This window comes from Streptomyces sp. NPDC007863 (assembly GCF_040633895.1).
GTDB lineage: Bacteria > Actinomycetota > Actinomycetes > Streptomycetales > Streptomycetaceae > Streptomyces.
This window is the reverse complement of the sequence record NZ_JBEYEI010000021.1, coordinates 138,889-165,178: the sequence shown is the minus strand read 5'-3', so window position 1 is coordinate 165,178 and position 26,290 is coordinate 138,889. Positions and strand designations below refer to the sequence as shown.

Sequence of the window (26,290 nt, the reverse complement as noted above, 5' to 3'; positions counted from 1 at the left end):
AGCGTTAGGGAAACGCCCGGTTACATTCCGAACCCGGAAGCTAAGCCTTTCAGCGCCGATGGTACTGCAGGGGGGACCCTGTGGGAGAGTAGGACGCCGCCGAACAATTTTTAGCCTCAACCCCCAGACCTTGTCTGGGGGTTGAGGCATTTTTGCGTTCTAGGCTGGACGCATGCGCCATGACCTGATCATCTTCGACAACGACGGCGTGCTCGTCGACAGCGAGCCGATCTCCAACCGGCTGCTGGCCGGCTACCTCACCGAGCTCGGGCACCCCACCACGTACGAGGAATCCGTCCGTGACTACATGGGATCCGCGATGCACCGGATCCACGACCTCGTGCGGGAGCGGACCGGGCAGCGGCTGCCCGAGGACTTCGACTCGACCTTCCACGCGCGGGTCTTCGCCGCCTTCCAGGAGGAACTGGAGCCGGTGGAAGGGGCGGTGGACGTGCTGAAGCGGCTCGTCGCCGACGGAGTGCCGTACTGCGTGGCCTCGTCCGGGAGTCACGAGCGGATCCGGGTCGGGCACCGGAAGACCGGGCTCGACGCCTACTTCCCCGACGAGCTCGTCTACAGCGCCGAGGACGTGGGGCGGGGCAAGCCGGCGCCGGACCTCTTCCTCCACGCGGCCGCGCGGAGGGGGGTGGCGCCCGAGCGGTGCGTCGTCGTCGAGGACAGCCGGCTCGGGGTGCAGGCGGCCGTCGCGGCCGGGATGGACGTGTACGGGTTCACGGCGATGACACCGCGGGACCGGCTGGCGGGAGCACAAGGGTTCTTCTCGCGCATGGAGGAGCTGCCCGCCATTTTGGGTCTGTGATCCATCTACCCATCGGTAGGAGGCGGCCCTACGCTGTGCGGCCATGACCGATGTGCGGCTGCGGCGGGGGCGGGGGTCCCTGGCCCTCAGTTTCTTCGTCCAGGGCGTGGCCTTCGCGCTGCTCGTGACCCGGATACCCGGGATCCAGGACCGGTACGGGATCTCCGACGGGCTGCTGCCCCTCTTCCTGGCCGCCGTGCCGATCCTCGCCGGGGTCGCGAGCGTGGCGACCGAGAAGGTCGTGGCCCGGGTGGCGCCCTCGCGGGTGCTGCGGTGGTCCCAGCCCGTCGTGCTCCTCGCGCTGCTCGGCGTGGGGGCGGGGGACGCCCTGTGGACGGCGGCCGTGGCGCTGGGGGTGTTCGGGCTCGCGGTCGGCGCGCTCGACGCCTCCATGAACATGCTGGGGGTGAGCCTCCAGCGGACGTACGGCCGGAGCATCATGCTCGGCTTTCATGCCGCGTACAGCCTCGGCGGGATCGCCGGCGCCTCGCTGGCCTGGGCCGGGGCGCACTGGCACCTGACACTGTTCTGGTCCTACCTGCCGGTCGTCGTGGTGCTGGCGCCGGCGGCGTACCTCGGCAGCCGGTGGTACGTCGACGGGAAGCCGGCGCCGGACGGGAGCGGGGAGGCGAGGGGCGGGGCGCTGTCGTTCAAGCTGCTGCTGCCGCTGTGCCTGGTGATGACCTTCGCGTACATCGGGGACTCGACGGTCTCCAACTGGTCGGCGAAGTACCTCCAGGACGTGCTCGGCGGTTCGGAGGAGGCGGCGACCGTCCCGTACAACGCGTACATGGTGACGACGCTGCTCGGGCGGGCCGTGGGCGACCTGGGGGTGCGGTACTTCGGGGCGGCGGTGGTCGTGCGGGCCGGGGCGGTGCTCGCGGCGTGCGGGTTCGCGCTGGTGGCGGTGGCGCCGTCGGCGTGGGTGGGGATCGCGGCCTTCACCGTCCTCGGGCTCGGGCTGAGCGTGATCGTGCCGCAGACCTTCGCGGCGGCCGGGCGGCTCTTCCCGGAGAACAGCGACGCGGCCGTCGCGCGGCTCAACGTCTTCAACTACGTCGGCTTCCTCGTCGGCTCGCCGCTCGTCGGGGCGCTCGGGGACGCCTGGAGCTACCGGGGGGCCATGGTGGTGCCGATGGTGCTCGTCCTGGTCACGGTGGCGTATGCCACGTCGTTCGGCGCGCGGGAGGCCCGATACGGTGGCGGTCATGAGCGGCCGCGCACTGTTGATGTGGGATGAAGCTGTCACGGGCTACGACTTCGGACCCCAGCACCCGATGGACCCGGTACGGCTCGCACTGACCATGGGTCTGGTCCGCGCCTTCGGGCTCGACCGGGCGGTGGACGTGGTGGCGGCCAAGCCGGCCGGGGACTCGACGCTGCGGCTCGTGCACCGCGAGGACTACCTGGACGCCGTGAAGGCCGCCTCCGCCGATCCGCGCCACGCCGACCAGGCGTACGGGCTCGGGACGGTCGACGATCCGGCGTTCGCGGGGATGCACGAGGCGTCCGCGCTGATCGCCGGGCAGTCGGTGGCGGCGGCGGAGGCCGTGTGGCGGGGCGAGGCGGGGCACGCGGTGAACTTCGCCGGCGGGCTGCACCACGCGATGCCCGGCGGGGCGGCCGGGTTCTGCGTCTACAACGACGCCTCGCTGGCCATCGCCCGGCTCCTGGAGCTGGGCGCGGAGCGGGTCGCGTACGTGGACGTCGACGTGCACCACGGGGACGGGGTGCAGGCGGCGTTCTGGGAGGACCCGAGGGTCCTGACGATCTCGCTGCACGAGCATCCGCGGACGCTGTTCCCGCAGACCGGCTGGCCGGAGGAGACCGGCGCGGCCGGGGCCGGCGAGGGGAGCGCGGTGAACGTGGCGCTGCCCGCCGGCACCGGGGACGCCGGCTGGCTGCGGGCCTTCCACGCGGTGGTGCCGGAGCTCCTCGCCGACTTCCGGCCGCAGGTCCTGGTGACCCAGCACGGGGCGGACACCCACTTCGACGACCCGCTGGCCCACCTGGCGGTGTCGCTGGACGCGCAGCGGGCCGTGCAGGAGGCGTGCCACGAGCTGGCGCACGCCCACGCGGACGGCCGGTGGGTGGCGCTCGGCGGCGGCGGATACGCCGTGGTCGACGTCGTACCGCGGTCGTGGACGCACCTGGTGGGTATCGCGGCGCACGCGCCCGTGGCGCCCGAGACGGTGGTGCCGTCCTCGTGGCGGGACGAGGTGTACGCGCGGACCCGGCAGCTGGGTCCGGGGCGGATGACGGACGGGCGGTGGCCGGTGGACTTCCGTGACTGGACGGCCGGTTACGACCCCGCGGACCGCCTCGACCAGGCGGTGCTCGCGACCCGGAAGGCGGCCTTCCCGCTGCGCGGGCTGCTCGCCTGACCCGTACCGTCCTGTTACGCCAACTGTGCGGCGTGCAGCGGATTCTGACGCTCCGACAGTGGTGATCCGGCAGCATCGTGAGGGTGTTGAGTACCGGGGCGCTGCGGGCGCATCTGTTGGCGGCGGGGTTGGCGGGGACGGTGGCGACCTCGCGGGAGGAGAGCCTGCGGAGCTATCGGCTCTTCGCCGCGCGGGACCCCCGGGTGACGCTGGGCCTCGTGCCGGCCGGCGGCTGGGGCGAGGCGGACCTGCTGCGGCTGATGGCGGAGAAGTGCGGGGTGTCGGGGGATCCGGCGTACCGCTCGGGGCCGGACGCGATCGATCCGGAGCGGACGCTGCGCGGTCTGGAGGCGTTCGCCGGGCGGCTGGCGGTGGCGGCGGCGCGGCGGGCTCCGGTGCTGTTCGGGACGGGGCATCCGCACCGGCTGCTCGGTTTCTACGTCGCGCTCGCAGACGCTCTGTCGGCGGCGGGATGTGACGTACTCACCCCGGCGCAGGGGCGATGTGTCGACATAACGACCCGGTTCGGTCTACGCACGTACGTCCTCGACTACGTACGCGGCGTCGCGTTCGTACGGGAGGCGGGGCCGTCGGAGGGCGGGCGTGAGCCGGGGGCGCACTCCCACTCGGCGCTGCCCGTGCGGGCCGCCCTGGAGAGCGCCGCGGAGGCCGGCGGGCCGTTGCCGGAGCTGGTCGTGGGCGACCACGGCTGGGTCTGCGGTGCTGGTCAGCTGGGTATCGAGGCGATCGGGCTGGCCGACACCGACGATCCGGCGCTCTTCGTCGGGGAGGCCGAGGGGCAGGTGGCGGTGGCCGTCCCGCTGGATGACGGCGTGCCCTCGGCGTACTACCGTCCCCTCACGCGCTATGTACTCAATCGAGCGTGTCTGTCACGGTAAACGGGCGATAGGGGCTCCTCTTCCCCACTCGCACCACCCGCCCCTAGTCTGATTCGTGAGCGTTCGACGACGAAGAGTCACCGGAGGGGAAGCCGGTGGGCGTCGCGGCGGAAGGTACAGGTGGGTCATGGCTGCTGGCGATCGGCCTCTCAACGAGGTCAAGTTCCTGACCGTGGCGGAAGTCGCCGCGGTGATGCGCGTATCGAAGATGACCGTGTACCGCTTGGTGCACAGCGGTCATCTGCCGGCGATCCGGGTGGGCCGGTCCTTCCGGGTCCCGGAGCAGGCGGTTCACGCGTACCTGAGGGAGTCGTACGTGGGGGTGGGGACCGCGTAGGGGGCGCGCGGTCGACCTGCGGCCGAACGGCCGGTGAGCCGCGTCCGGCCCTCGGATTACTCGTGTGGTGCCAGGGGCGGTAGGCTGACCCCTCGTAGGTCGTGTGGGCCCAGACGCCCCGCACCAGTGAGAAGAAGTGAGCGAGGGTAGTCGTGGGCTCTGTTATCAAGAAGCGGCGCAAGCGGATGGCCAAGAAGAAGCACCGCAAGCTGCTCAAGCGCACGCGCGTTCAGCGTCGCAACAAGAAGTAAGCGGCGGCCGCGCGAGCGGTTTCCCGTGCGTGAGAAGGCGTGGCTCTTCACCGTCATCGGTGGAGGGCCACGTTTTCATTGCGCCGAAATGCTCAGGCGCTACGGTGGCGGCTACGGAAAGACGGACGGAAGTTCGGACGGAAGGCGCTGATCTTGGGCAAGGTCGTGCTCGTCACCGGTGCCGCCCGGCATCTGGGGGGCCGTTTCGTGCGGCGCATCCAGCGGGACCCGGAGGTGGAGCGGGTGGTGGCCGTGGACGCGGTGGAGCCCGCGCATCCGCTGGGGGCCGCCGACTTCGTCCGGGCGGACATCCGCCGGCCGGCCATCGCCAAGGTCCTCGCGGAGCACGAGGTGGACACGGTGGTGCACCTCGACGTGACGGGGACGGCGCTGGGCGCCGGCGGCAGGACGGCGGTCAAGGAGACCAACGTCATCGGCACCATGCAGCTGCTCGGGGCCTGCCAGCAGTCGCCGCGGGTCGGCCGGCTCGTGGTGAAGTCCAGTACGGCCGTGTACGGCTCCGCGCCGCGCGATCCGGCGGTCTTCACCGAGACGACGCCGGCGAAGTCGCTGCCGAGCGGGGGTTTCGCCAAGGACGCCGTCGAGGTCGAGGGGTACGTGCGGGGCTTCGCCCGGCGGCGGCCGGACGTGGCGGTGTGCGTGCTGCGGTTCGCGAACATCCTGGGCCCCCGGGTGCAGTCGCCGCTGACCGAGTACCTGTCGCTGCCGGTGCTGCCGACGGTCCTGGGATACGACCCGCGCCTCCAGTTCGTCCACGAGGACGACGTGATCGACGTCCTGCGCCTCGTGGCGCAGGAGCCGCGCCGGGCGTCCCTGAACAGCGGGACCTTCAACGTGGCGGGCGACGGGGTGCTGCTGCTGTCCCAGTGCGCGCGGCGGCTCGGGCGGCCGACGGTGCCGGTGCTGCTGCCCGCGGTGACCTGGGTGGGCTCGGCGCTGCGCACGGTGGGGCTGACGGACTTCGCGCCCGAGCAGATCCGGCTCCTCACGCACGGGCGGGTCGTGTCGACCGTCCAGCTGCGGGAGGTGCTGGGTTTCCGGCCGCGGTACTCCACGGCAGAGGCCTTCGCGGACTTCGCGGCGAGCCGGGGGCCGGGGCTGCTGCCGCCGGAGCGGCTCGCGGAGGCGGTGGACCGGCTGGCGGACCGGGTCGTCCCGGGGGCGGTTCCTTCTCCTGACTCTCACGACGGTGCCTGAGGAGCGGCGACAGCGATGGCGGACGCCAAGGTGATTCCTTTCGACGACGACCGTTCGCGGGCCCGGCGGCGGCCCGGCCGGCCCGAGGAGCCGTCCGGGGCCGGGCCCGGCGGTCCTGCGGCCGTACGGGCGCTGCCGGGGGCGCGGGAGGTGCCGGACGAGGCGCCCGCCCCGGAGCCCGTGGCGGAGCCCGGCACGGAGGAGACCGGGCGGGCCGGGTGGGAGCGGAAGCTCGCGGGCGGGCTCGCGTTCCTGCGGCGCCGGGTCACGGGGGAGTACGAGGTCGACGAGTTCGGGTACGACGCCGAGCTGACCGACCAGGTGCTGATGTCGCTGCTGCGCCCGCTGTACGAGAAGTACTTCCGGGTGGAGGTGAAGGGCGTCGGGAACATCCCGGAGAAGGGCGGGGCGCTGATCGTCGCCAACCATTCCGGGACGCTGCCGCTGGACGGGCTGATGATGCAGGTGGCGGTGCACGACCACCATCCGGCGGGCCGGCACCTGCGGCTGCTCGCGGCGGATCTGGTCTTCGTGCTGCCGGTGGTCAACGAGCTGGCCCGGAAGGCGGGGCACACCCTCGCGTGCGCGGAGGACGCGGAGCGGCTGCTGAAGGCCGGGGAGGTCGTCGGCGTGATGCCGGAGGGCTTCAAGGGGATCGGGAAGCCGTTCTCGGAGCGGTACAAGCTCCAGCGGTTCGGCCGGGGCGGCTTCGTCTCGACGGCGCTGCGGGCGGGGGTGCCGATCGTGCCCTGCTCGATCGTGGGCGCCGAGGAGATATACCCGATGATCGGGAACGCGAAGACGCTGGCGCGGCTGCTCGGTCTGCCGTACGTGCCGGTGACGCCGACGTTCCCGTGGCTGGGGCCGCTGGGGATGCTGCCGCTGCCGACGAAGTGGACGATCGAGTTCGGGGAGCCGATCCCGACGGACGGCTACCCGCCGGAGGCGGCGGAGGACCCGATGCTGATGTTCAACCTGACGGACCAGGTCCGCGAGCAGATCCAGCACACGCTCTACAAGCTGCTGGTGCAGCGGCGGTCGGTGTTCTTCTGAGGGGCCTGCGGAGATGGAGGAAGGGGCGCCCCCCGTCCGTGGGGGCGCCCCTTCCTCTTGTCAGCGAGCGTCCTCGCTGTCGATGCCGAGGCCTGGAAGGAGGCCCGGCAGGAGTGGCGGGATGGTGACGTCGGGGGGCGTGGGGGTCACCTGCTGTTCCTCGGGGGCGGTGGTGCCCGTCGGGCTCGGCAGGAGGCCGCCGGTGTTGCCGCCGAGGAGTCCGTCGTCCTCGGGGGCGGTGGTACCTGTCTCGGCGCCCGGGCTCGGGGTGGTGCCGGTGCCGGTCGTGGTGCCGGTGCCCACGCCCTGGGTGGTGCCGCTGGGGCGGGGGGTGGTGGCGGAGTGACCGTCCTGGGCCGGGGTGCCCTGGGTGGTCGTGGGCTGCCTGGTGTCCGTGCCCGGCTGGTTCTGGCGGGCGGTGGGGCTGCTGCTGGAGCCGGGGTCGGCCGCGCCCTTTTCGAGGGTGCGGGGCAGCATCGACTGGAGCGGCTCGACTTCCTGGTCTATGGCGTCGAAGACGCCGCTGACCTCTTCGCCGACGTCCGTGAGCTGGACGGGGAGACGGTCGCGCAGGCCGTTCCAGGTGTCGCGGTGGGCCTGGGCGAAGGAGTTCAGCCGGGCCATCGGGGCGAGCTCGCCGTCCCGGTCGTAGGCCTGGCGGAGCAGCCGGTGGCCCTCCTCGGCGTCGTGCTTCATGCCGCCGAGGGCGCGCCGGATCTCGCCGAGGGACTCGTGGTCGAGGTCCCCGGCGCGGGCGCGCTCCATGAGGCGGCGGGCCTCGCTGAGCCGGGTGGACGCCTGGTCGAGGTAGATGCCCCCGCGGTCGGCGTCGTCGTCGGCCATGCCCAGCTTGAGGTCTTCCATGCCGCGCTTGAGGCCGTAGAGCGAGTCACCGGGGAGGGCGTCGGAGCTGGCGGCGGCGACGCCGCCGAAGGCTCCGGCCGCCACCCCGACGGTGAGGCCGCCGGCGGCGAGCCCCTTCGTCCAGCGGCTGCGCGGGCGGAGTTTGCGCAGGGGGGATGCCCGGTGGGCGCCCCTGGTACTCCGCTGCTCCGGGACGGTAGGGCCCGCGGCGGCCGTCCCTTGGGCGAACATCGCCTCCATGGCGGCGACGAGCTGGGCTCGCTGCACCACCTTGACCTCGGGGTCGAGTTCCGGTTTCGGCAGGTCGCCGAGTCCGCTCGCCAAGGCCAACAGCCGTCCCTGGTCGCCCGTGTCGGCCGGGGCGTCGGGCCGGTCGGCGGCCTCGCCCTCGGGCGCCCGGTCCTCCAGGGCTTGGGCGAAGGCGTTCGCCCGCCGGTGCACGTTCGCGATCACTGGCGGCACCTCCTCTCGTCATGACGGTCGACTCCCCAAGGGGTCCGGAAGGTTGCCCGCCTTGAGCGGATCCACACGAACGAGTGAGTATCCGCAGGCAGGGCGTGACCACAGGGAGCCTGCATTTCGCACAACGAGCGGCGCGGCACTTGGGTTACGCGCGAAAGATGATCGGACCAGTGCGTCATCGATGCGTCACCGACTGTGATTTGGGACGGGCAGTGGTGGCGTGGGGGGAGAGGTGGGGGTGAGGGGGACAAGTGACTTCTGTGGGGGAGGGGACACGGGGAGGGGAGTGAGGGGATGGGGGGAGGGGGGCGGCGGCGGTCGGCGGTCCGGGAACGGTGGGGCCGGTCCGGTCAGCGGGCGTCTTCGGGCAGGAGTCGGGCCAGGGTGCGGACGGCCCGGTACTGGAGGGTCTTGATGGCGCCCTCGTTCTTCCCCATGACCCGCGCGGTCTCGGCGACCGAGAGGCCCTGGAGGAAGCGGAGGGTGACGCACTCCTGCTGCTGGGGGTTGAGGCGGCGGACGGCGTCGAGGAGCGCGGCGTTGGAGAGGGACTCGAGGACGGAGTCCTCCGGGCTGCGTTCGACCTCGTTGGCGTCGAGCATCTCGCCGGTGGTGACCTCCAGCCGGAAGCGGCTGGACTTGAAGTGGTCGGCGACGAGGTTGCGGGCGATGGTGACCAGCCAGGCGCCGAAGTCGCGGCCCTGCCAGGTGAAGGTGGAGATCCGGCGCAGGGCGCGCAGGAAGGTCTCGCTGGTGAGGTCCTCCGCCGTCGCCTTCCCGCCGACGCGGTAGTAGATGTAGCGGTAGACGGTGTCGCTGTACTGGTCGTACAGCCGGCCGAAGGCCTCGGCCTCGCCCGCCTGAGCGCGCTCGACCAGGTCCATCATCCGGGCGCTGTCGCTGTCGGCGGTGGGGCGTCGGGCGGCGGTCGAGTTGCCGGCGCCGCCGCGCGCGCCCCGTCTGCCGACGGCGGCACCGCCGTCGGCCAGGGCATAGCAAGGGCCGGCCGGTGCCGGTGCGGCGAAGGCGAAGGCGGGCGCAGGGCCGACGTACGCGGTGGGGACGAAGCCACGCAAGTGGTCGAGGACCGTTGCGCGCAGCGTAGCCAGGCCCGAGGCGTCAACCCCGACGTGTGGGTACACGGGACTCCCAGAGGCAGAGCTTCCATCACGTGCAGTGCGGATCCGTTCACTCGTCGTGGCGACGGGAGGGTTCCGCTGTGCGTCTGAGGAGAATAACGCTTCGTACAGGCAGCGCTACACCCAGTTGCTCAAATCATCGATTACGTCGGTTCTGTTACTGCTTGCAAGCAGATCAAGTCGCACTTCGTGATCGGTTATTGATCGAGTGACTTCCGAGTGTGATTGCGTCGGCGTTGCGTTGTGCTCATGTGCGGTAGGGGAGAGTGAGCGCCGCCGCTCCTGGGTAAGGGCGCGGGAATGCCCGGGAGCCGGGGTGTGCGGGCGCTGTTCGACCACGGACGGGTGAGTCCCGCTGGTCCGTGGTTGTCGCAGATGATCGCAGCCGAAACGTATCGCCACGGGCGTGGCGCTCCGTGAGCGGCGGGGCGTTCGGGTACGGGCGCGGTTCAGCGGCGGCGGCGGTGCAGGGCGACCGCGGCGGCGGTGCCGCCGGCGACGGCGCCGAGGCCCGCGGCGGCCGGGATGCCGATCTTGGCGGCCTTGCGGCCGGTCCGGTAGTCGCGCAGCCGCCATTCCAGGTCCCTGGCGTGCCGGCGCAGCTTGGTGTCGGGGTTGATCGCGTACGGGTGGCCGACGAGCGAGAGCATCGGGATGTCGTTGTGCGAGTCGCTGTACGCGGCGCAGCGGGCGAGGTCCAGGCCCTCGGCGGCGGCCAGGGCGCGTACCGCCTCGGCCTTGGCCGGGCCGTGCAGCAGCTCGCCGACGAGGCGGCCGGTGTAGACGCCGTCGACGGACTCGGCGACCGTGCCCAGGGCGCCGGTGAGGCCGAGGCGGCGGGCGATGATCGTGGCCGTCTCGACCGGGGCGGCCGTCACCAGCCAGACCTTCTGGCCCGCGTCGAGGTGGGCCTGGGCCAAGGCGCGGGTGCCCGGCCAGATCCGGTCGGCCATGTACTCGTCGTAGATCTCCTCGCCGATCGACATCAGTTCGGAGACGCGGTGGCCCTTGACGATGGAGAGCGCGCTGTCGCGGGCCTCCTGCATGTGGGCCGGGTCCTCGACGCCGGCCAGCCGGAACCAGACCTGCGCCCAGGCGAAGCGGGCGAGTTCGCGGCGCTGGAAGAACTTCCGCTTGTACAGGCCGCGGCCGAAGTGGAAGATCGCGGCGCCCTGCATCACGGTGTTGTCGAGGTCGAAGAAGGCGGCGGCCCGGACGTCGCCCGCGACGGGGAACTCGGGCTCCTCGGGCGCGGTTTCGGCGGCCTCGGCCGCTTCGAGGGCGGCGGCCTCCTCCTCGCGCTCCCGCTCCAGCTGGAGCGAGGTCTTGCGGGCCGCCTCGGCGGCGGCCTCGCCTGCGAGGACGCTGCGCGCGGTGGCGGAGCGCCTACGGGGGGTGAGCCATCCCAGAGCGGCCATGTCTGGAGCATAGCCAGTCTGTTCGGTCCTTCCCGACTTGTGGCGATGCCGTCGTGTGAACAGTGCGGGTCCCCGCCGTGACCGGGCGGGACAATGGACGGCATGTTCGGACGTACCAAGAAGAGGGACGCGGCCAAGGATCCGGCCGCGCGGACCGTGACGCTCATCGGGAAGCCGGGGTGTCATCTCTGCGACGACGCCCGGGCGGTGATCGAGGCCGTCTGCGCCGAGACCGGGGCGCGCTGGGAGGAGCGGGACATCCTCCAGGACGAGGCGCTGTACAAGGAGTACTGGGAGCAGATCCCCGTCGTCCTGGTGGACGGGGAGCAGCACACCTTCTGGCGGGTGGACGCCGAGCGGCTCCGGCGCGAACTGGGTGCCTGACCGAAAGCCGGTTACCATCGTGGACGTTTTGTTGGCATTCGGGGGCCACGTCGTGAGGAGAGTGTGCGGCTTTGCCCCCTTCGGGATCTCAACGTGTCGCACCGTGTGACGGTTCCGTACCGTCGATAACCGGTCGCGTGACCCCGGTCACTTTGGGTAGACAAAACGGACACCATCTTTGTGCACGCGTTCACAAAGACATAGCCTGCATTCGACGGGGCGGTCCTGGGACATATGGCCGCCTGCAGCCCCGCTCATCCCGCAGGAGCACCGTGGCAACTGGCCGAACTCACCGACCGGCGACCCGTAGCCGAGGAATTCCCGAGGCCACCGTCGCCCGCCTTCCGCTGTATCTGCGCGCCCTGACCGCGCTCTCGGAACGCTCCGTACCCACGGTCTCCTCGGAGGAGCTCGCGGCCGCGGCCGGCGTCAACTCCGCGAAGCTGCGCAAGGACTTCAGCTACCTCGGCTCGTACGGCACCCGCGGTGTCGGCTACGACGTCGAGTACCTCGTCTACCAGATCTCCCGCGAGCTCGGCCTGACCCAGGACTGGCCGGTCGTCATCGTCGGCATCGGTAACCTCGGCGCCGCGCTCGCCGGATACGGCGGCTTCGCCTCCCGAGGCTTCCGCGTCGCCGCGCTGATCGACGCCGACCCCGCCATGACCGGCAAGCCGGTCGCCGGGATCCCCGTCCAGCACAGCGACGACCTGGAGAAGATCATCGCCGAGGACGGCGTCTCCATCGGCGTCATCGCGACCCCGGCCGGCGTCGCCCAGGCGGTCTGCGACCGGCTCGTCGCCGCCGGCGTCACCTCCATCCTCAACTTCGCCCCGACCGTGCTCTCCGTGCCCGACGGCGTCGACGTGCGCAAGGTGGACCTCTCCATCGAGCTGCAGATCCTCGCCTTCCACGAGCAGCGCAAGGCCGGCGAGGAGCCGGGCGAGGAGACCGCGCCGCCCGCGGCGCCGCCCGCCGCCCGGACCACCGCCGACAGCGGCCGCAAGGGACCCGACGGGGACGCCCCCGCGGTGATGCCGGCATGAGCCTCCTCGTCGTCGGGCTGAGCCACCGCAGCGCCCCCGTCTCCATCCTGGAGCGGGCCTCGCTGCAGGCGGACACCCAGACCAAGCTCCTCCAGGACACCCTCGCCGCCGAACCGGCCGCCGAGGCCACCGTCCTCGCCACCTGCAACCGCATCGAGCTCTACGCCGACGTCGACAAGTTCCACGCCGGCGTCGCCGAGCTGTCCACGCTGCTCGCCCAGCACAGCGGCGTCGGCCTGGACGAGCTCACCCCCTACCTCTACGTGCACTACGAGGACCGGGCCGTCCACCACCTCTTCTCGGTGGCCTGCGGCCTCGACTCCATGGTCGTCGGCGAGGGCCAGATCCTCGGCCAGATCAAGGACGCCCTCGCCCTCGGCCAGGTCCAGCACACCGCGGGCCGGCTCCTGAACGACCTCTTCCAGCAGGCCCTGCGGGTCGGCAAGCGCGCCCACAGCGAGACCGGCATCGACCGGGCCGGGCAGTCGCTCGTCACCTTCGGCCTGGAGCAGCTCGCCCAGGACACCGACGTCGAGAGCTGGGCCCGCGGCAAGAGGGCCCTGGTCATCGGCGCCGGCTCGATGTCCTCGCTGGCCGCCGCGACCCTCGCCCGCGCCGGGGTCGCCGAGATCGTCATCGCCAACCGCACCCTCGCCCGCGCCGAGCGGCTCGCCGAGATCCTCGCCGAGCCCGGAGGTACGGGCGTGGCCGCGCGCGCGGCCGAGATGGTTGCCGTCGGCGACGAACTGGGCCGGGCGGACATCGTCGTCTCCTGCACCGGAGCCACCGGACTCGTCCTCACCGGCGAGGCGATCGCGACGGTCGCCGAGAGCCGCGACGAGCCGCTGTACCTGCTCGACCTCGCCATGCCCCGCGACATCGACGCCGCCGCCCACCGGATCCCCGGCGTCCGGCTCGTCGACATCGAATCCCTGGCCGACGCCTCCGCCGACGCCCCCATGGCCCACGACGTCGACCAGGTCCGCTCCATCGTCTCCGACGAGGTCGCCGCCTTCGGCGCCGCCCAGCGCGCCGCCCACATCACCCCGACCGTGGTCGCCCTGCGCACCATGGCCGCCGACGTGGTGGCCAGCGAGGTCGCCCGCCTGGAAGGCCGCCTCCCCGGCCTCGACGACAAGCAGCGCGCCGAGATCACCCAGACCGTGCGCCGCGTCGTCGACAAGCTCCTGCACGCGCCGACCGTGCGGGTCAAGCAGCTCGCCAGCGAGCCCGGCGGCGCCGGGTACGCCGACGCGCTGCGGACACTCTTCGACCTCGACCCGGAGACGGTGGCTTCCGTCTCCCGGGCCGACCTGAATGACGCCGACGTCAAGAACCGAGGGCGAGTATGACCGAGAGGGCACTGAGGCTCGGGACCAGGCGCAGCAAGCTCGCCATGGCCCAGTCCGGGCACGTGGCCGACGCCGTCCGGCAGCTGACCGGCCGGCCCGTCGAGCTCGTGGAGATCACCACGTACGGGGACACCTCCCGTGAGCACCTCGCGCAGATCGGCGGCACCGGCGTCTTCGTCGCGGCCCTGCGCGACGCGCTGCTCGACGGCGAGGTCGACTTCGCCGTCCACTCCCTGAAGGACCTGCCGACCGCCCAGCACCCCGACCTGGTGCTGGCCGCGATCCCGAAGCGCGAGGACCCGCGCGACGTCCTGATCACCGGCGAGGGCCTCTCCCTCGACCGGCTCCCCAAGGGCGCCCGCGTCGGCACCGGCTCGCCGCGCCGGATGGCCCAGCTGCACGCGTACGCCCGCAGCCACGGCCTCGACCTGACCTGCGTCCCGATCCGGGGCAACGTCGACACCCGCGTCGGCTACGTCCGCAAGGGCGAGCTCGACGCCGTCGTCCTCGCCGCGGCCGGACTCAACCGCATCGGCGGCACCGAGGAGCTCCTCGGCGGCCTGTCGGCCGAGCACCTGCCGGTCGACTTCATGCTGCCCGCCCCCGGCCAGGGTGCCCTGGCCGTCGAATGCCCGGCGTCGAACTCCGACCTCGTCGCCACGCTCGCCGCCCTCGACGACCCGCAGACGCGGGCCGCCGTGACCGCCGAGCGATCCCTGCTCGCCGCCCTGGAGGCCGGCTGCAGCGCACCCGTGGGAGCGCTCGCCGACATCCTCGCCGACGGCCCCGGTCACGGGCAGGTTGTCACCGAAATGCGCCTGCGCGGCGTCGTCGGCACCACCGACGGCTCGACGCTGGTGCAGCTGTCCACCACCGGTCCCGTACCCACCTCGCACGACGAGGCGGCGGCGCTCGGACGCGAACTCGCGGCCGAGATGCTCGCCAAGGGTGCGGCCGGTCTTATGGGGGAGCGAGCACTTTGAACCCCACCAGCCCGACCACCAGCCCCGTGTCCCCCGTCTTCGCGGGCCACGGCCACGTCACCTTCCTCGGCGCAGGACCAGGCGACCCCGGACTCCTGACCCTCCGGGCCGTCGAGGCCCTCGCCGGAGCGGACGTCCTGATCGCCGAGCCGGAGGTCCTCGAAGTCGTCCGCGGCCATGCGCGCACGGGCGTGAGCACGCCTGAGCTGACGGTTGTTGACGAGGCGTCAACAACCGCCGGTGTCCCCGTGTTGAGGGATGCGGCCAATCTTGTCATGGAGGCCGCGCGCGGCGGCAGGCGGGTCGTCCGTGCGGTGACCGGCGACCCCGGCCTCGACGGGAACGCGGGCGCCGAGATGCTCGCCTGCGCCGCCGAGGGCATCCCCTTCGAGGTCGTGCCCGGCGTCGCGAACGTGGTCGGCGTCCCCGCGTACGCCGGTGTGCCGCTCCGCGACGAGCAGGGCACCGACGTCCGCTTCGTCGACGCGCGGACCGCCGACGACCGGTGCTGGGCCGAGGTCGGCGCCTCCGACGGCACCGTCGTCGTCTCCACCTCGCTGGACGCGGTCGCCGCGGCCGCCGGCGAGCTGGTGGCCGCCGGCCGCAAGCCGGACACCCCGCTCACCGTCACCATCGCCGGCACGACCACCCGCCAGCGGACCTGGACGGCGACCCTCGGGACGATCGCGCAGGTCTTCAAGCAGGGCAAGGTGCTCCCCTCTCCCGAGGGCCACCGGCCGGTGATAGCCGTGGTCGGCGAGCGCAGCGCCCCGGCGCAGCGCGACCGGCTCTCGTGGTTCGAGTCCAAGCCGCTCTTCGGCTGGCGGGTGCTCGTGCCGCGCACCAAGGAGCAGGCCGCGTCGCTCTCCGACCAGCTGCGCTCCTACGGCGCCGTGCCGCACGAGGTCCCGACCATCGCGGTCGAGCCGCCGCGGACCCCGCAGCAGATGGAGCGGGCCGTGAAGGGGCTCGTCACCGGACGGTACGAGTGGATCGCCTTCACCTCCGTGAACGCGGTCAAGGCCGTGCGCGAGAAGTTCGAGGAGTACGGGCTCGACGCCCGCGCCTTCGCCGGGATCAAGGTCGCGGCGGTGGGCGAGCAGACGGCCGCGGCGCTGGTCGACTTCGGTGTGAAGCCGGACCTCGTGCCGAGCGGCGAGCAGTCCGCCGCGGGGCTCCTGGAGGACTGGCCGCCGTACGACCCGGTCTTCGACCCGATCGACCGCGTCTTCCTGCCGCGGGCCGACATCGCGACCGAGACGCTGGTCGCGGGGCTCATCGAGCTCGGCTGGGAGGTCGACGACGTCACCGCCTACCGGACCGTGCGCGCGTCGCCGCCGCCGGCGGACACGCGCGAGGCGATCAAGGGCGGCGGCTTCGACGCGGTGCTCTTCACGTCGTCGTCGACCGTGCGGAACCTCGTCGGCATCGCCGGCAAGCCGCACAACGTCACCGTGATCGCCTGCATCGGCCCGGCGACGGCCAAGACGGCGGAGGAGCACGGGCTGCGGGTCGACGTGCTGTCGCCCGAGCCGTCCGTGCACAAGCTCGCGGAGGCGCTGGCGGAGTTCGGCATCCGGCGCCGGGAGGCGGCGCTGGAGGCGGGCGACCCGGTGACGCGCCCGAGCGAGCGACGCCCGGGGGCACGGAGGCGGCGCACTACGTAGTGCCGTGAGGTGAGTGGGTGCGGGTTTCCGTTTGCGCGGGGGCCCGCACCTTTTCGCGTCGCGGCGCCGCCGTTTCGTCGTACCCACCCGTCCGTTCCCTCCCAAGGACTTCGGCCAGGGGACCCCCAGCGGGACGCCTGCCCGCAGGGGTAGCGGGGGCGGCGGCAACACGGTGTCGGTAAGTGGCGGTGAGGGGCGGGCGTAGCCTCCTGGTATGGAATCGTATGGAAGCTTTCCGGGGGCGCGGCCGCGGCGGCTGCGGACGACGCCCGCCATGCGCCGGATGGTCGCCGAGACCCGTCTCTCCCCGGCCGACCTGATCCTGCCCGCGTTCGTCCGCGAGGGCGTCGCCGAGCCCGTGCCGATCGCGGCCATGCCGGGCGTCGTGCAGCACACGCGGGACACGCTGCGGCGGGCCGCCGTGGAGGCGGTGGAGGCCGGGGTCTCCGGGATCATGCTCTTCGGCGTTCCGGAGGACGCGAAGAAGGACGGGCTCGGGACCGCCGGGACCGACCCGGACGGCATCCTCCAGGTCGCGATCCGCGACGTCCGAGCCGAGGTCGGCGACGAGCTCGTGATCATGTCGGACCTGTGCCTCGACGAGTACACCGACCACGGCCACTGCGGCGTCCTGGACGAGGACGGCCGGGTCGACAACGACGCCACTCTGGAGCGCTACGCCGAGATGGCGCAGGTCCAGGCCGACGCCGGCGTCCACGTCGTCGGCCCCTCCGGGATGATGGACGGCCAGGTCGGCGTCGTCCGCGACGCGCTGGACACGATCGGCAAGGAGGACGTGTCGATCCTCGCGTACACCGCGAAGTACTCCTCCGCCTTCTACGGCCCCTTCCGCGAGGCCGTCGGCTCCTCCCTCAAGGGCGACCGCAAGACCTACCAGCAGGACCCGGCCAACCTCCGCGAGTCGATGCGCGAGCTGGCGCTGGACCTGGAGGAGGGCGCGGACATGGTGATGGTGAAGCCGGCCGGCCCGTACCTGGACGTGCTCGCGAAGGTCGCCGAGGCCGTGGACGTACCCGTCGCCGCGTACCAGATCAGCGGTGAGTACGCGATGGTCGAGGCCGCCGCGGAGAAGGGCTGGATCGACCGCGAGAAGGCGATCCTGGAGACCCTCACCGGCATCCGGCGCGCCGGCGGCCGGATGATCCTCACCTACTGGGCCACCGAGGCCGCGCGGATGCTCTCCGCCGGGGCCCGCTAGCCGGGGTCCGATCCGGGCCTAGTCCCACCAGAAGCTCCATGCCGGGGCGTCCACCAGCTCCTCGCGGGCGTAGGCGCGCAGAGTGTCGTGGTCGCCCTGGGTGATGACGTCCGGGCAGAAGGCGAAGTGCTCCGCCGCCACCGCCTCGGCCTCCTCCGCCGTCCGGGGCGGCGCGGCCACCGACACCACCAGCTGGTCGAAGGTGAGCGCGACGACCCGGGCGCCGAAACGGTCCTCCCAGGAGCGCAGAACGGCGGAGAGCCGGGCCACGTCGTCCTCGTGGTTCAGCGGCCCCGTCCAGCCGATGGCCGCCGGTATGTCGGCGCTGCGCCGCGCCCGGACCAGCGCCGGGCGGGCGTCCGCCAGCCAGGAGCCCGGCGCGGTCAGGGCCTCGGCGAGGCCGGCCGCCGCCCGGTCGGGGTCCGTGCGCGGCGGCAGCGCCGGGCCCAGGCCCGGCCAGCCTGCCGCGAAGGGGGCCAGCAGCTCCGCGTATCCGGGCTGCTCGCCGAAGAGTTCCTCGACGGCGGCGGTCACCCGGGGGTCCCGCTCCTCCTCGGGCACCTCGGAGTCCGCGTAGTCCTCCCACAACCCGGCGAGCACGTCCTCGGCGTCGTGCTCCGCCGGATCGCTCGTCATCTCCGGCTCCAGCTCCCACTCCTCCGGGCCGCGGTCCCCGCCCAGCAGCACCGGCAGCAGGCCCGCCGTGCGGGCCGCCGGGCGCAGGGCCGCCCAGGCGCCGGGGCCGCCGGGGCCGTGCCCCGACCAGAAGTACGGGTCGTCCGCCGGGCCGGTGAGGGCGCCGGGCGGCAGGTCGAGGCCGAGGGACCGGCCGGACGGGTCGGACGCGAGCCGGGGCAACTGGTTCGGGATCATCACCATGTCCGCAACGTACGGGGCGGCACTGACAACGACGCGTACGCTTCGGCCGGTCTCCGGGGCGGGTGGTGCGCGTGGGGCGAGTGGTGGGGGCGAGTGGTGGGGGCGCGTGGTACGGCGCACCCTGGAGAGGTACCCGACAGGTACCTCCCGGAGGTGGTCCTCATGATGAACACGCTCGTCGGATGGCACATCGACATGGAGTTCGAGGGGAAGGGCGACCGGACGCGGTCGGCGGCCATGGTCCGGCTCTCGGACGGCACCGAGTTCCGCGCCCACGGCACCGCCCACCGGAACCCCGCCGATCCCGAACAACTCAGGGTCGGCGAGGAGATCGCGGGCGCCCGGGCCCTGATGGACCTGGCCTCGCAGCTCCTCCAGAAGGCGCACGCGGAGATCGACGAGGCGTCCGGCCGGAAGTCGTACCCGATCAACCGGTAGCCGGCCGGTTCCCGTGCCGATCGCGGGTCAGTACCGGAGGGCGTCCTCCAGTTCCTGCTGCCAGTACGAGACGGCGGCGCCGTCGTCCACGTACGTGCCCTCCGGGGCCTTGAGCGTCACCATGCTGTCCGCGGTCAGGCTCACCTTGATCGTGCGGACGGTCATGCCGTGCGTGTCCGCGCCCGGCTCCCCGGTGAGGATCAGGGAGGCGTAGCCCGAGGCCCCGGGGGCCAGGGTCACCACGGCCTGCGGCTTGCTGTCCTCCACGATCGCGATCGGCGCCTGGCTGTCGTCGAAGCCGACCAGGGGCGCGTTCAGGGCGTGGCAGGTGTGGTCGCCGAGGTTCGTGATCGTGAGGGCGAGGTGGTTGATCGGGCGGCTCACCTTGCTCGCCACGACCTTCACGTCGGCGGCGGTGCAGGGGCGGAGGGAGGGGGTCTCGCTCGTGGCGCCGGGCTTGGGCGCGGGCTTGGCCGGCGGTGCGGTGGTCTTCCGCGGGGCCGTCGTCGCCGTTGCCGTCGGCGTCGGGGGCTTGGTCGCCGGTGCCTTCGTCGGGGCCGTCGTGGGCTGCTCGGTCGGGGTCGGGGTCGAAGGCGCGGCCGTGGCCGTGGGCGTGGGCGCCGCCGTGGTCCGGGCGGGCTTCGCGGGGGCCGGGGCCGCCGCCTCCTGGCCGGACGACTGGCAGGCGGTGAGGGCGAGGGCCGCGATGAGCGCGGCGGCGGGCAGGGTGAGGGTACGGACGGACGTGCGCATGGTGGTTCCCCCGTGGGCGGATCGATGGGTCGGTCGGGTGGTGAGCCGGCCGGGCCGGTGGGTCGGTCGCTCAGCGGCCGTCGAGGAGGGTCATGACGATCGCGGTGCAGATGATCAGCACCGTCACTGCCAGGGCGTCGGCGACGCGGCTGTTCGGCATGACTCCATGCTGCGAGCCGGTGTGACCCGGTGTCGATCGACGCGGGACAATGAGGGACGCTGGAACGCTTCCACCCCCTCTGACCTGGGGAGACATACGTCGCCCGGAACGCGTTCCCGGGACGCCGACCAGCGATGGGGGAGCGACGGATGGACACGGGGGACCGGCTCGCCGGGCTGCTGCGGGGGCTGAAGGAACGGTCGGGGCTGAGTTACGGAGCGCTCGCCAAGCGGCTCCACGTCAGCACGTCCACCCTGCACCGGTACTGCAACGGTGACGCCGTCCCGACCGACTTCGCCCCCGTGGAACGGCTCGGCCGGCTGTGCGGTGCGAGCCGGGAGGAGCTCGTCGAGCTCCATCGCGCGTGGATCGTCGCCGACGAGGCCCGGGGACGGAGCGGGGAGACGGCGACGGTCGCCCGGCCCTCGGAGCCCTCCCCTTCCGGCCCTTCCGACGAGGCGGAGGTCGTGGTCGTGGCGTCACCGGAATCCGCGCCCCGGGCGCGGTTCACGGGGGCGTCGGCCGCCGTGGCAGCGATCGCCGTCGTGGCGGCGATCGCCGTGCCCGGTGCCTATCTGGTGGTGCGGGACGGGGAGAAGGAGCCGCGCGGGGGCCCCGCCACGCCGCCGGCGTCCGCTCCGCTCAACGCCGGCGTCAGCTCGTACAACTGGGCCGAACCCTGCGGGCAGTACTACGTCCTCGACCAGAAGCCGCAGCACGTGCCGCCACCGCCCCCGCCGCAGGACACCCGCCCGTGGGCCCGCGCGCTCGGCGGGATCGACGGCGGGCACATGCAGCTCCAGGTGACCGTCACCGGCCGCACCCGGGACCCGGTCGTGCTGTCGGGGCTCCGCGTCCGGGTCGTCGAGCGGGACCGGCCGCCGGCCGCGCCGGCGTACTCCATGGGCGACGGCTGCGGCAGCGGGATCACTCCGCAGACCTTCGACGTCGACCTCGACGCGCACCGGCCGTACGTGAAGGCGGTCGCCGGGCAGGACGGGGACCGGGTGGTGCCGGCGAAGGACTTCCCGTACCGGGTCGCCACCGGGGACGCGGAGGTACTCAACCTCGACGTCCACACCGAGGAGCACGCCGTCACCTGGTACCTGGAGCTGGAGTGGAGCACCGGGGACCGGAAGGGGACCGTACGGATCGACGACGGCGGGCAGCCGTTCCGTACGCACGCCATCGAGGGGCGTACGGTCTACGGCTACTGGCCCGACAAGGGCGAGTGGGTCGCTCAGGAGTGACCCACCCGCCCGGGAGCGTCAGAGGCGCTCGGGCGTCCGGATGCCCAGCAGGGCCATGCCCTGGTGGAGCGTGCGGGCGGTCAGATCGCACAGGAAGAGGCGGTTCTCGACCTGCTCAGGGGTGTCCGCCTTGAGGACGGGGCACTCCGAGTAGAACGTCGTGTACAGCGAGGCCACCTGGTACAGGTACGCGGCCAGCTTGTGCGGCGCGTACTCCGCGGCGGTCTCGGCGATCGTCTCGCCGAAGCCGTCGAGGTGGAGGCCGAGGGCCCGCTCGGACGGCGCCAGCTCCAGCTCGGGGTGGGCGGCCGGCTTGGCGTCCCCGGCCTTCCGCAGGATCGACTGGATACGGGCGTACGCGTACTGGAGGTACACGGACGTGTCGCCGTTGAGCGAGACCATCTGGTCGAGGTCGAACTTGTAGTCACGGGCCGCCGAGGTCGACAGGTCCGCGTACTTCACCGCGCCGATGCCCACCTGGGCGCCCCGCTCGGCGATCTCCTCCTCCGTGAGGTCCTGGGCCTTCTCGCGGACCACGGCCGAGGCGCGGTCGATCGCCTCGTCCAGCAGGTCCACCAGCCGGACCGTCTCGCCCTCACGGGTCTTGAAGGGCTTGCCGTCCTTGCCGAGGACCGTGCCGAAGGCCAGCTGGACGGCCTTCACCTCGTCGTTCAGCCAGCCGGCCCGGCGGGCCGTCTCGAAGACCATCTTGAAGTGCAGGGACTGGCGGGCGTCCACCACGTACAGCAGCGAGGTCGCCTTCAGGTTCTGCACCCGGTCGCGGATGGCGGACAGGTCCGTCGCCGCGTAGCCGAAGCCGCCGTCGGACTTCTGGACGATCAGCGGGACCGGGTTGCCGTCCGGGCCCTTGACGTCGTCGAAGAAGACGCACAGCGCGCCCTCGGAGCGGACGGCGACGCCCGACTCCTCCAGGATCCGGCACGTCTCCTGGAGCATGTCGTTGTAGCCGGACTCGCCGACGATGTCGGGGTCCCGGACGTCCATGTCGAGCTTCTCGAAGACCGAGTAGAAGTAGATCTTCGACTCGTCGACGAACCGCTGCCACAGGGCGAGGGTCTCCTCGTCACCGGCCTGGAGGTCCACCACCCGGGCGCGCGCCCGGGTCTTGAACTCCTCGTCCGCGTCGAACATCGCGCGGGACGCCTTGTACAGCCGGTTCAGGTTCGACATGGCCTCCTCGCCGGAGACCTCCGCGTCCGTGCCCTCGGCCTTGTGGTCCAGCTCGTGCGGGTGCTCGATCAGGTACTGGATGAGCATGCCGAACTGGGTGCCCCAGTCGCCGATGTGGTGCCGGCGGACCACGGACTCGCCCGTGAACTCCAGGATCTCCACCATCGCCGCGCCGATCACCGCGGAGCGGAGGTGGCCGACGTGCATCTCCTTCGCCACGTTCGGCTGGGCGTAGTCGATGACCGTCGTGCCCGCCGCCTCGTTCAGCGGCACGCCGAGGCGCGCGTCGGCGGCGCGGGCCGCGAGGGTCTCCACGATCGCCGCGTCCGACACGGTGATGTTGAGGAAGCCGGGGCCGGAGACCTCGATCTCCTTCAGCACGTCGTTCGCGGGGATCGACGCGACGACCTTCGTCGCCAGCTCACGCGGATTGCCCTTGAGCTGCTTGGCCAGCGCCAGGATGCCGTTGGCCTGGAAGTCGGCCCGGTCGCTTCGTCGCAGCAGCGGGTCGGCGGAACCGGCCTCCGGCAGGGCTGCCGAGAGGCCTTCCGCGAGGCGCTGCTGCACGGTCGAAGCGAGGGAAGGGACCGAGGCCATGAGCTTCCGTTCCTGTTGTGTCGTGTCCGGGTGTCCCGGTGGTCTATTTCGCTTGTCAAGTGTCCCATGGGTGGGCAACGTGTTTTCCCGCCCGTCCCCCAGGCTGTGGACAAGTCGTGACGGGACGCCCGAGTGGAATCCGGCCTGTGGACAACCTCGGGGTGTCCGGTTCCGTCTGGGACAATGACGGGTGTAGGGCCTTGGAGGCTCCGAGGCATTCCCGCAAGGATTCCGGAAAGAAGGACGTACCGACCGTGGCTCAGAGCAGCACCGAGACCGACTGGGTCTCCCGTTTCGCGGACGAGGTCATCACCGAGTCGGAGCGACGTGCGCCTGGCAAACCGGTCGTCGTCGCCTCCGGCCTCTCCCCCTCCGGCCCGATCCACCTCGGCAACCTCCGCGAGGTCATGACCCCGCACCTGGTCGCCGACGAGATCCGCCGCCGCGGGTACACCGTCCGTCACCTCATCTCGTGGGACGACTACGACCGCTACCGCAAGGTGCCGAACGGCATCGAGGGCATCGACGAGTCCTGGGCCGAGCACATCGGCAAGCCCCTGACCTCCGTCCCCGCCCCCGCCGGCTCGCCCCACGCCAACTGGGCCGAGCACTTCAAGGCCGCCATGGTCGAGGCCCTGGCCGAGCTCGGCGTCGAGTACGACCCGATCAGCCAGACGGAGCAGTACACCTCCGGCGTCTACCGCGAGCAGATCCTGCACGCCATGCGCCGCCGCGGCGACATCGACGCCATCCTCGACCAGTACCGGACGAAGAAGGCGCCCAAGAAGCAGTCCCAGAAGCCGGTCGACGAGGCCGAGCTGGAGGCCGCCGAGGGCTCCGGCGCGGCCGGCGAGGACGACGGCTCCGGCGGCGGCGCCGGGTACTTCCCGTACAAGCCCTACTGCGGGCAGTGCGGGAAGGACTTCACCACCGTCACCGCCTACGACGACGACACCACCGAGCTGAGCTACACCTGCTCCCCCTGCGGCTTCGCCGAGACCGTCAAGCTCAGCGAGTTCAACCGCGGCAAGCTGGTGTGGAAGGTCGACTGGCCCATGCGCTGGGCCTACGAGGGCGTCATCTTCGAGCCCTCCGGCGTCGACCACTCCTCGCCCGGCTCCTCCTTCCAGGTCGGCGGGCAGATCGTCACCCTCTTCGACGGCGTCCAGCCCATCGGCCCCATGTACGCCTTCGTCGGCATCAGCGGCATGGCCAAGATGTCCTCCTCGAAGGGCGGCGTGCCCACCGCGGCCGACGCCCTGGAGATCATGGAGCCGCAGCTGCTCCGCTGGCTCTACGCCCGCCGCAGGCCCAACCAGTCCTTCAAGATCGCCTTCGACCAGGAGATCCAGCGGCTCTACGACGAGTGGGACAAGCTGGAGGCCAAGGTCGCCGACGGCACCGTGCTGCCGGCCGACGCCGCCGCGCACACGCGTGCCGCCCGCACCGCGGCCGGTGAGCTGCCGCGCACCCCGCGCCCGCTGCCGTACCGCACGCTGGCCTCCGTCGCCGACATCACCGCCGGCCACGACGAGCAGACCCTCCGGATCCTCACCGACCTCGACCCGGAGTCCCCGGTCACCTCGCTCGACGAGGTCCGGCCGCGCCTCGACCGCGCCGAGAACTGGATCACCACCCAGGTCCCGGCCGACCAGCGCACCATCGTCCGCGAGGAGCCCGACACCGAGCTCCTCGGCTCCCTGGACGACGAGGGCCGGGAGTCGCTCCGGCTGCTCCTGGAGGGCCTCGACAGCCACTGGTCGCTCGACGGGCTCACCACGCTCGTCTACGGCGTCCCGAAGGTCATGGCCGGCCTCACCCCCGAGGCCAAGCCCACCCCCGAGCTGAAGGTCGCCCAGCGCTCCTTCTTCGCCCTCCTCTACAAGCTCCTCGTGAGCCGCGAGACGGGCCCCCGCCTGCCCACCCTGCTCCTCGCCGTCGGCGCGGACCGGGTGCGCAAGCTGCTCGGCGCGTAAGCCGGCCGACCGCCTACGGCGAAGGGCCGCTCCCGTGACGGGGGCGGCCCTTCGCCGTAGGCGCGGGTGGGTCAGGACGGGTGGGTCAGGACGGGTGGGGTCAGGACGGGTCGAACTCCGCCATGTTCTGCTGGATGCGCCGCTGCACCTCCGGCGTCACCCACCGGAGCAGGTCCGTGGGCGGGGCCGGGAGTTCCTGGGCGGCGTACGACTCCGCCATCAGCTGGTCGAGCTCGAACGTCGTGGGGAAGCGGTCGCTCTCCTGCACGAAGCCGTACATCACCTTGTAGACGGTCTCGCGGAGCTCCTCCAGCTGCGGGTCGGGCTGCTGGTTCGGGTCGGGCTGCTGAGGCTCCCCGAACAGCTCGGGAGCCAGGACCTCGGGAGTCGACGGGTCGGGGACCGGCGGCTGGACGTGCCCCGGGAGGCCCTCCGCGGTCTGCGCGCTGTACGTCCCCCCGTACGCCTCCGGCGTGACCTGCGGGGTGTCGAACCAGGGGCTCTGGTGGTTCGGGTGGTGCGGCTCCTGCTGCGGCTCCTGATGCTGGGGGGCCGGGTGCTGAGGGGCCGGGTGCTGAGGGGCCTGCATCCGGGGCAGCTGCGGCTGTGCCGGTACCTGCGGCGGCTCTGCCTGTGCCTGGCCCTGCGCCTGGCCCTGTGCCTGGCCCTGCGCCTGGTGCGGTGCCGCCGGCAGCTGCGGGGCCGGGACCGGGGCCGCGGCGACCGCGACGGGGACCTGGACCGGAGCCGGGGCCGGGTGCGCGGTGGGGTGCGGGTTCGGCGGCAGGAGGACCGGCTCGACGCCCGCCGCCGCGAGGCCCGCCGGGGCCGTCTCCGCGAGCGGGACGCCGTACCGGGCGAGCCGCAGCGGCATCAGCGCCTCCACCGGCGCCTTGCGCCGCCAGCCGCGGCCGAAGCGGGCCTGGAGCCGGGCCTGGTAGATCAGCCGCTCCTGCTCCAGCTTGATCACCTGGTCGTACGAGCGCAGCTCCCACAGCTTCATCCGCCGCCACAGCCGGAACGTCGGCACCGGCGACAGCAGCCACCGGGTCAGCCGCACGCCCTCCATGTGCTTGTCCGCGGTGATGTCCGCGATCCGGCCCACCGCGTGCCGCGCCGCCTCGACCGCGACCACGAACAGCATCGGGATGACCGCGTGCATGCCGACGCCCAGCGGGTCGGGCCAGGCCGCCGCGCCGTTGAACGCGATCGTCGCCGCCGTCAGGAGCCACGCCGTCTGCCGCAGCAGCGGGAAGGGGATCCTGAGCCAGGTCAGCAGCAGGTCCAGGGCGAGCAGCACACAGATGCCCGCGTCGATGCCGATCGGGAAGAAGTACGAGAACGTACCGAAGCCCTTGTGTACGGCAAGCTCGCGCACGGCCGCGTACGAACCCGCGAAACCGATCCCCGCGATGATCACCGCGCCGCCGATGACGAGCCCGATGAGTATGCGGTGTGTGCGTGTCAGCTCCATCGCGGCCACCCGCGATCCCCTCCCGTGATTCGACGTCTCGCGGGCCCCAGAGTGGCACACATGAACGAAGCCCGAC

General features: G+C 72.3%; 24 protein-coding genes and 1 rRNA gene. 18 read left to right on the top strand and 7 right to left on the bottom strand.

Going from position 1 to position 26,290, the window contains the following annotated elements; genetic code table 11:
• From rrf to ABZ621_RS29950, 9 genes are all read left to right on the top strand, one after another.
• Positions 1-105 (top strand): 5S ribosomal RNA (gene rrf / locus ABZ621_RS29990); the annotation flags it as partial.
• A gap of 67 nt (positions 106-172) precedes the next feature.
• The gene (locus tag ABZ621_RS29985; protein WP_360609561.1) at positions 173-820 is read left to right on the top strand and encodes an HAD family hydrolase; all 648 of its coding nucleotides are present in this window, start codon (positions 173-175) and stop codon (positions 818-820) included.
• 43 nt (positions 821-863) lie between these two features.
• Entirely contained in the window at positions 864-2,060 is a 1,197-nt protein-coding gene (locus tag ABZ621_RS29980) for an MFS transporter (RefSeq protein ID WP_360609560.1), read from the top strand.
• Positions 2,029-3,204 carry an acetoin utilization protein AcuC gene (locus ABZ621_RS29975; RefSeq protein WP_360609559.1) on the top strand — a complete coding sequence of 392 codons (1,176 nt, stop codon included), beginning with the start codon at positions 2,029-2,031 and terminating at the stop codon, positions 3,202-3,204. Before ABZ621_RS29980 ends, ABZ621_RS29975 begins: the two co-directional genes overlap by 32 nt.
• Before the next feature lie 83 nt (positions 3,205-3,287).
• Complete coding sequence (locus ABZ621_RS29970) at positions 3,288-4,103, top strand: phosphatase (RefSeq protein WP_360609558.1); 816 nt, start codon at positions 3,288-3,290, stop codon at positions 4,101-4,103.
• Between the two features lie 127 nt (positions 4,104-4,230).
• Positions 4,231-4,440, top strand: coding sequence for a helix-turn-helix domain-containing protein (locus ABZ621_RS29965; RefSeq protein WP_030495139.1), 210 nt, complete (start codon positions 4,231-4,233; stop codon positions 4,438-4,440).
• A 152-nt stretch (positions 4,441-4,592) separates the two neighbouring features.
• Positions 4,593-4,691, top strand: coding sequence for an AURKAIP1/COX24 domain-containing protein (locus ABZ621_RS29960; protein ID WP_003948845.1), 99 nt, complete (start codon positions 4,593-4,595; stop codon positions 4,689-4,691).
• A 153-nt stretch (positions 4,692-4,844) separates the two neighbouring features.
• Positions 4,845-5,909 (top strand): NAD-dependent epimerase/dehydratase family protein, encoded by a 1,065-nt coding sequence (locus ABZ621_RS29955; protein WP_360609557.1) that lies wholly within the window; start codon positions 4,845-4,847, stop codon positions 5,907-5,909.
• Between the two features lie 15 nt (positions 5,910-5,924).
• On the top strand, positions 5,925-6,962 hold the full coding sequence (locus tag ABZ621_RS29950) for a lysophospholipid acyltransferase family protein (protein ID WP_360609556.1): 1,038 nt from the start codon (positions 5,925-5,927) through the stop codon (positions 6,960-6,962).
• Positions 6,963-7,022: 60 nt separating this feature from the next.
• Here the strand turns inward: ABZ621_RS29950 and ABZ621_RS29945 are convergent, their stop codons facing one another.
• From ABZ621_RS29945 to ABZ621_RS29935, 3 genes are all read right to left on the bottom strand, one after another.
• Positions 7,023-8,279 carry a DUF5667 domain-containing protein gene (locus ABZ621_RS29945; RefSeq protein ID WP_360609555.1) on the bottom strand — a complete coding sequence of 419 codons (1,257 nt, stop codon included), beginning with the start codon at positions 8,277-8,279 and terminating at the stop codon, positions 7,023-7,025.
• A gap of 359 nt (positions 8,280-8,638) precedes the next feature.
• Positions 8,639-9,430, bottom strand: coding sequence for an ECF subfamily RNA polymerase sigma factor, BldN family (locus tag ABZ621_RS29940; RefSeq protein ID WP_169094351.1), 792 nt, complete (start codon positions 9,428-9,430; stop codon positions 8,639-8,641).
• Between the two features lie 446 nt (positions 9,431-9,876).
• A complete protein-coding gene (locus tag ABZ621_RS29935; RefSeq protein WP_360609554.1) occupies positions 9,877-10,845 on the bottom strand; it encodes an HAD-IB family hydrolase in 969 nt (322 codons plus the stop codon).
• Between the two features lie 93 nt (positions 10,846-10,938).
• Here ABZ621_RS29935 and ABZ621_RS29930 point away from each other — a divergent pair, with 93 nt between their 5' ends.
• The 6 genes from ABZ621_RS29930 (at position 10,939) to hemB (ending at position 17,496) form a co-directional block, all read left to right on the top strand.
• Positions 10,939-11,229, top strand: a complete 291-nt coding sequence (locus tag ABZ621_RS29930; protein WP_360609553.1) for a glutaredoxin family protein — start codon at positions 10,939-10,941, stop codon at positions 11,227-11,229.
• A 272-nt stretch (positions 11,230-11,501) separates the two neighbouring features.
• The gene (locus ABZ621_RS29925; RefSeq protein ID WP_360609552.1) at positions 11,502-12,275 is read left to right on the top strand and encodes a redox-sensing transcriptional repressor Rex; all 774 of its coding nucleotides are present in this window, start codon (positions 11,502-11,504) and stop codon (positions 12,273-12,275) included.
• Positions 12,272-13,627, top strand: coding sequence for a glutamyl-tRNA reductase (locus tag ABZ621_RS29920; protein WP_360609551.1), 1,356 nt, complete (start codon positions 12,272-12,274; stop codon positions 13,625-13,627). The genes ABZ621_RS29925 and ABZ621_RS29920 overlap by 4 nt, the downstream gene beginning before the upstream one ends.
• Positions 13,624-14,610, top strand: a complete 987-nt coding sequence (gene hemC, locus ABZ621_RS29915) for a hydroxymethylbilane synthase (RefSeq protein WP_360609550.1) — start codon at positions 13,624-13,626, stop codon at positions 14,608-14,610. The genes ABZ621_RS29920 and hemC overlap by 4 nt, the downstream gene beginning before the upstream one ends.
• A complete protein-coding gene (locus ABZ621_RS29910) occupies positions 14,607-16,277 on the top strand; it encodes a uroporphyrinogen-III synthase (RefSeq protein ID WP_360609549.1) in 1,671 nt (556 codons plus the stop codon). The genes hemC and ABZ621_RS29910 overlap by 4 nt, the downstream gene beginning before the upstream one ends.
• Before the next feature lie 214 nt (positions 16,278-16,491).
• Entirely contained in the window at positions 16,492-17,496 is a 1,005-nt protein-coding gene (gene hemB / locus ABZ621_RS29905; RefSeq protein WP_360609548.1) for a porphobilinogen synthase, read from the top strand.
• 18 nt (positions 17,497-17,514) lie between these two features.
• On the opposite strand, the gene ABZ621_RS29900 is transcribed toward hemB, so the two are convergent.
• Complete coding sequence (locus ABZ621_RS29900) at positions 17,515-18,375, bottom strand: DUF4253 domain-containing protein (RefSeq protein ID WP_360609547.1); 861 nt, start codon at positions 18,373-18,375, stop codon at positions 17,515-17,517.
• Between the two features lie 165 nt (positions 18,376-18,540).
• Here ABZ621_RS29900 and ABZ621_RS29895 point away from each other — a divergent pair, with 165 nt between their 5' ends.
• Entirely contained in the window at positions 18,541-18,813 is a 273-nt protein-coding gene (locus ABZ621_RS29895) for a DUF1876 domain-containing protein (protein WP_360609571.1), read from the top strand.
• 27 nt (positions 18,814-18,840) lie between these two features.
• On the opposite strand, the gene ABZ621_RS29890 is transcribed toward ABZ621_RS29895, so the two are convergent.
• Complete coding sequence (locus ABZ621_RS29890) at positions 18,841-19,566, bottom strand: DUF4232 domain-containing protein (protein WP_360609546.1); 726 nt, start codon at positions 19,564-19,566, stop codon at positions 18,841-18,843.
• Between the two features lie 309 nt (positions 19,567-19,875).
• Between ABZ621_RS29890 and ABZ621_RS29885 the strand changes: the two genes are divergently transcribed.
• Positions 19,876-20,976: a helix-turn-helix transcriptional regulator gene (locus ABZ621_RS29885; RefSeq protein ID WP_360609545.1), complete on the top strand. Its 1,101-nt coding sequence runs from the start codon at positions 19,876-19,878 to the stop codon at positions 20,974-20,976.
• An 18-nt stretch (positions 20,977-20,994) separates the two neighbouring features.
• Here the strand turns inward: ABZ621_RS29885 and argS are convergent, their stop codons facing one another.
• Entirely contained in the window at positions 20,995-22,764 is a 1,770-nt protein-coding gene (gene argS / locus ABZ621_RS29880; protein ID WP_360609544.1) for an arginine--tRNA ligase, read from the bottom strand.
• A gap of 254 nt (positions 22,765-23,018) precedes the next feature.
• Between argS and lysS the strand changes: the two genes are divergently transcribed.
• Complete coding sequence (gene lysS / locus ABZ621_RS29875) at positions 23,019-24,740, top strand: lysine--tRNA ligase (protein WP_360609543.1); 1,722 nt, start codon at positions 23,019-23,021, stop codon at positions 24,738-24,740.
• A gap of 100 nt (positions 24,741-24,840) precedes the next feature.
• On the opposite strand, the gene ABZ621_RS29870 is transcribed toward lysS, so the two are convergent.
• Positions 24,841-26,223: a DUF2637 domain-containing protein gene (locus ABZ621_RS29870; protein ID WP_360609542.1), complete on the bottom strand. Its 1,383-nt coding sequence runs from the start codon at positions 26,221-26,223 to the stop codon at positions 24,841-24,843.
• Between the last annotated feature and the right edge of the window lie 67 nt (positions 26,224-26,290).

Excerpts from the sequence above, each read along its gene's own strand:
- ABZ621_RS29950 (WP_360609556.1), top strand. The coding sequence starts at position 5,925 with ATGGCGGACGCCAAGGTGATTCCTTTCGACGACGACCGTTCGCGGGCC.
- ABZ621_RS29935 (WP_360609554.1), bottom strand. The coding sequence starts at position 10,845 with ATGGCCGCTCTGGGATGGCTCACCCCCCGTAGGCGCTCCGCCACCGCG.
- argS (WP_360609544.1), bottom strand. The coding sequence starts at position 22,764 with ATGGCCTCGGTCCCTTCCCTCGCTTCGACCGTGCAGCAGCGCCTCGCG.
- ABZ621_RS29890 (WP_360609546.1), bottom strand. The coding sequence starts at position 19,566 with ATGCGCACGTCCGTCCGTACCCTCACCCTGCCCGCCGCCGCGCTCATC.
- ABZ621_RS29985 (WP_360609561.1), top strand. The coding sequence starts at position 173 with ATGCGCCATGACCTGATCATCTTCGACAACGACGGCGTGCTCGTCGAC.
- ABZ621_RS29900 (WP_360609547.1), bottom strand. The coding sequence starts at position 18,375 with ATGGTGATGATCCCGAACCAGTTGCCCCGGCTCGCGTCCGACCCGTCC.
- ABZ621_RS29965 (WP_030495139.1), top strand. The coding sequence starts at position 4,231 with ATGGCTGCTGGCGATCGGCCTCTCAACGAGGTCAAGTTCCTGACCGTG.
- ABZ621_RS29930 (WP_360609553.1), top strand. The coding sequence starts at position 10,939 with ATGGACGGCATGTTCGGACGTACCAAGAAGAGGGACGCGGCCAAGGAT.
- ABZ621_RS29885 (WP_360609545.1), top strand. The coding sequence starts at position 19,876 with ATGGACACGGGGGACCGGCTCGCCGGGCTGCTGCGGGGGCTGAAGGAA.
- ABZ621_RS29920 (WP_360609551.1), top strand. The coding sequence starts at position 12,272 with ATGAGCCTCCTCGTCGTCGGGCTGAGCCACCGCAGCGCCCCCGTCTCC.
- ABZ621_RS29980 (WP_360609560.1), top strand. The coding sequence starts at position 864 with ATGACCGATGTGCGGCTGCGGCGGGGGCGGGGGTCCCTGGCCCTCAGT.
- hemB (WP_360609548.1), top strand. The coding sequence starts at position 16,492 with ATGGAATCGTATGGAAGCTTTCCGGGGGCGCGGCCGCGGCGGCTGCGG.
- ABZ621_RS29975 (WP_360609559.1), top strand. The coding sequence starts at position 2,029 with ATGAGCGGCCGCGCACTGTTGATGTGGGATGAAGCTGTCACGGGCTAC.
- hemC (WP_360609550.1), top strand. The coding sequence starts at position 13,624 with ATGACCGAGAGGGCACTGAGGCTCGGGACCAGGCGCAGCAAGCTCGCC.
- ABZ621_RS29895 (WP_360609571.1), top strand. The coding sequence starts at position 18,541 with ATGAACACGCTCGTCGGATGGCACATCGACATGGAGTTCGAGGGGAAG.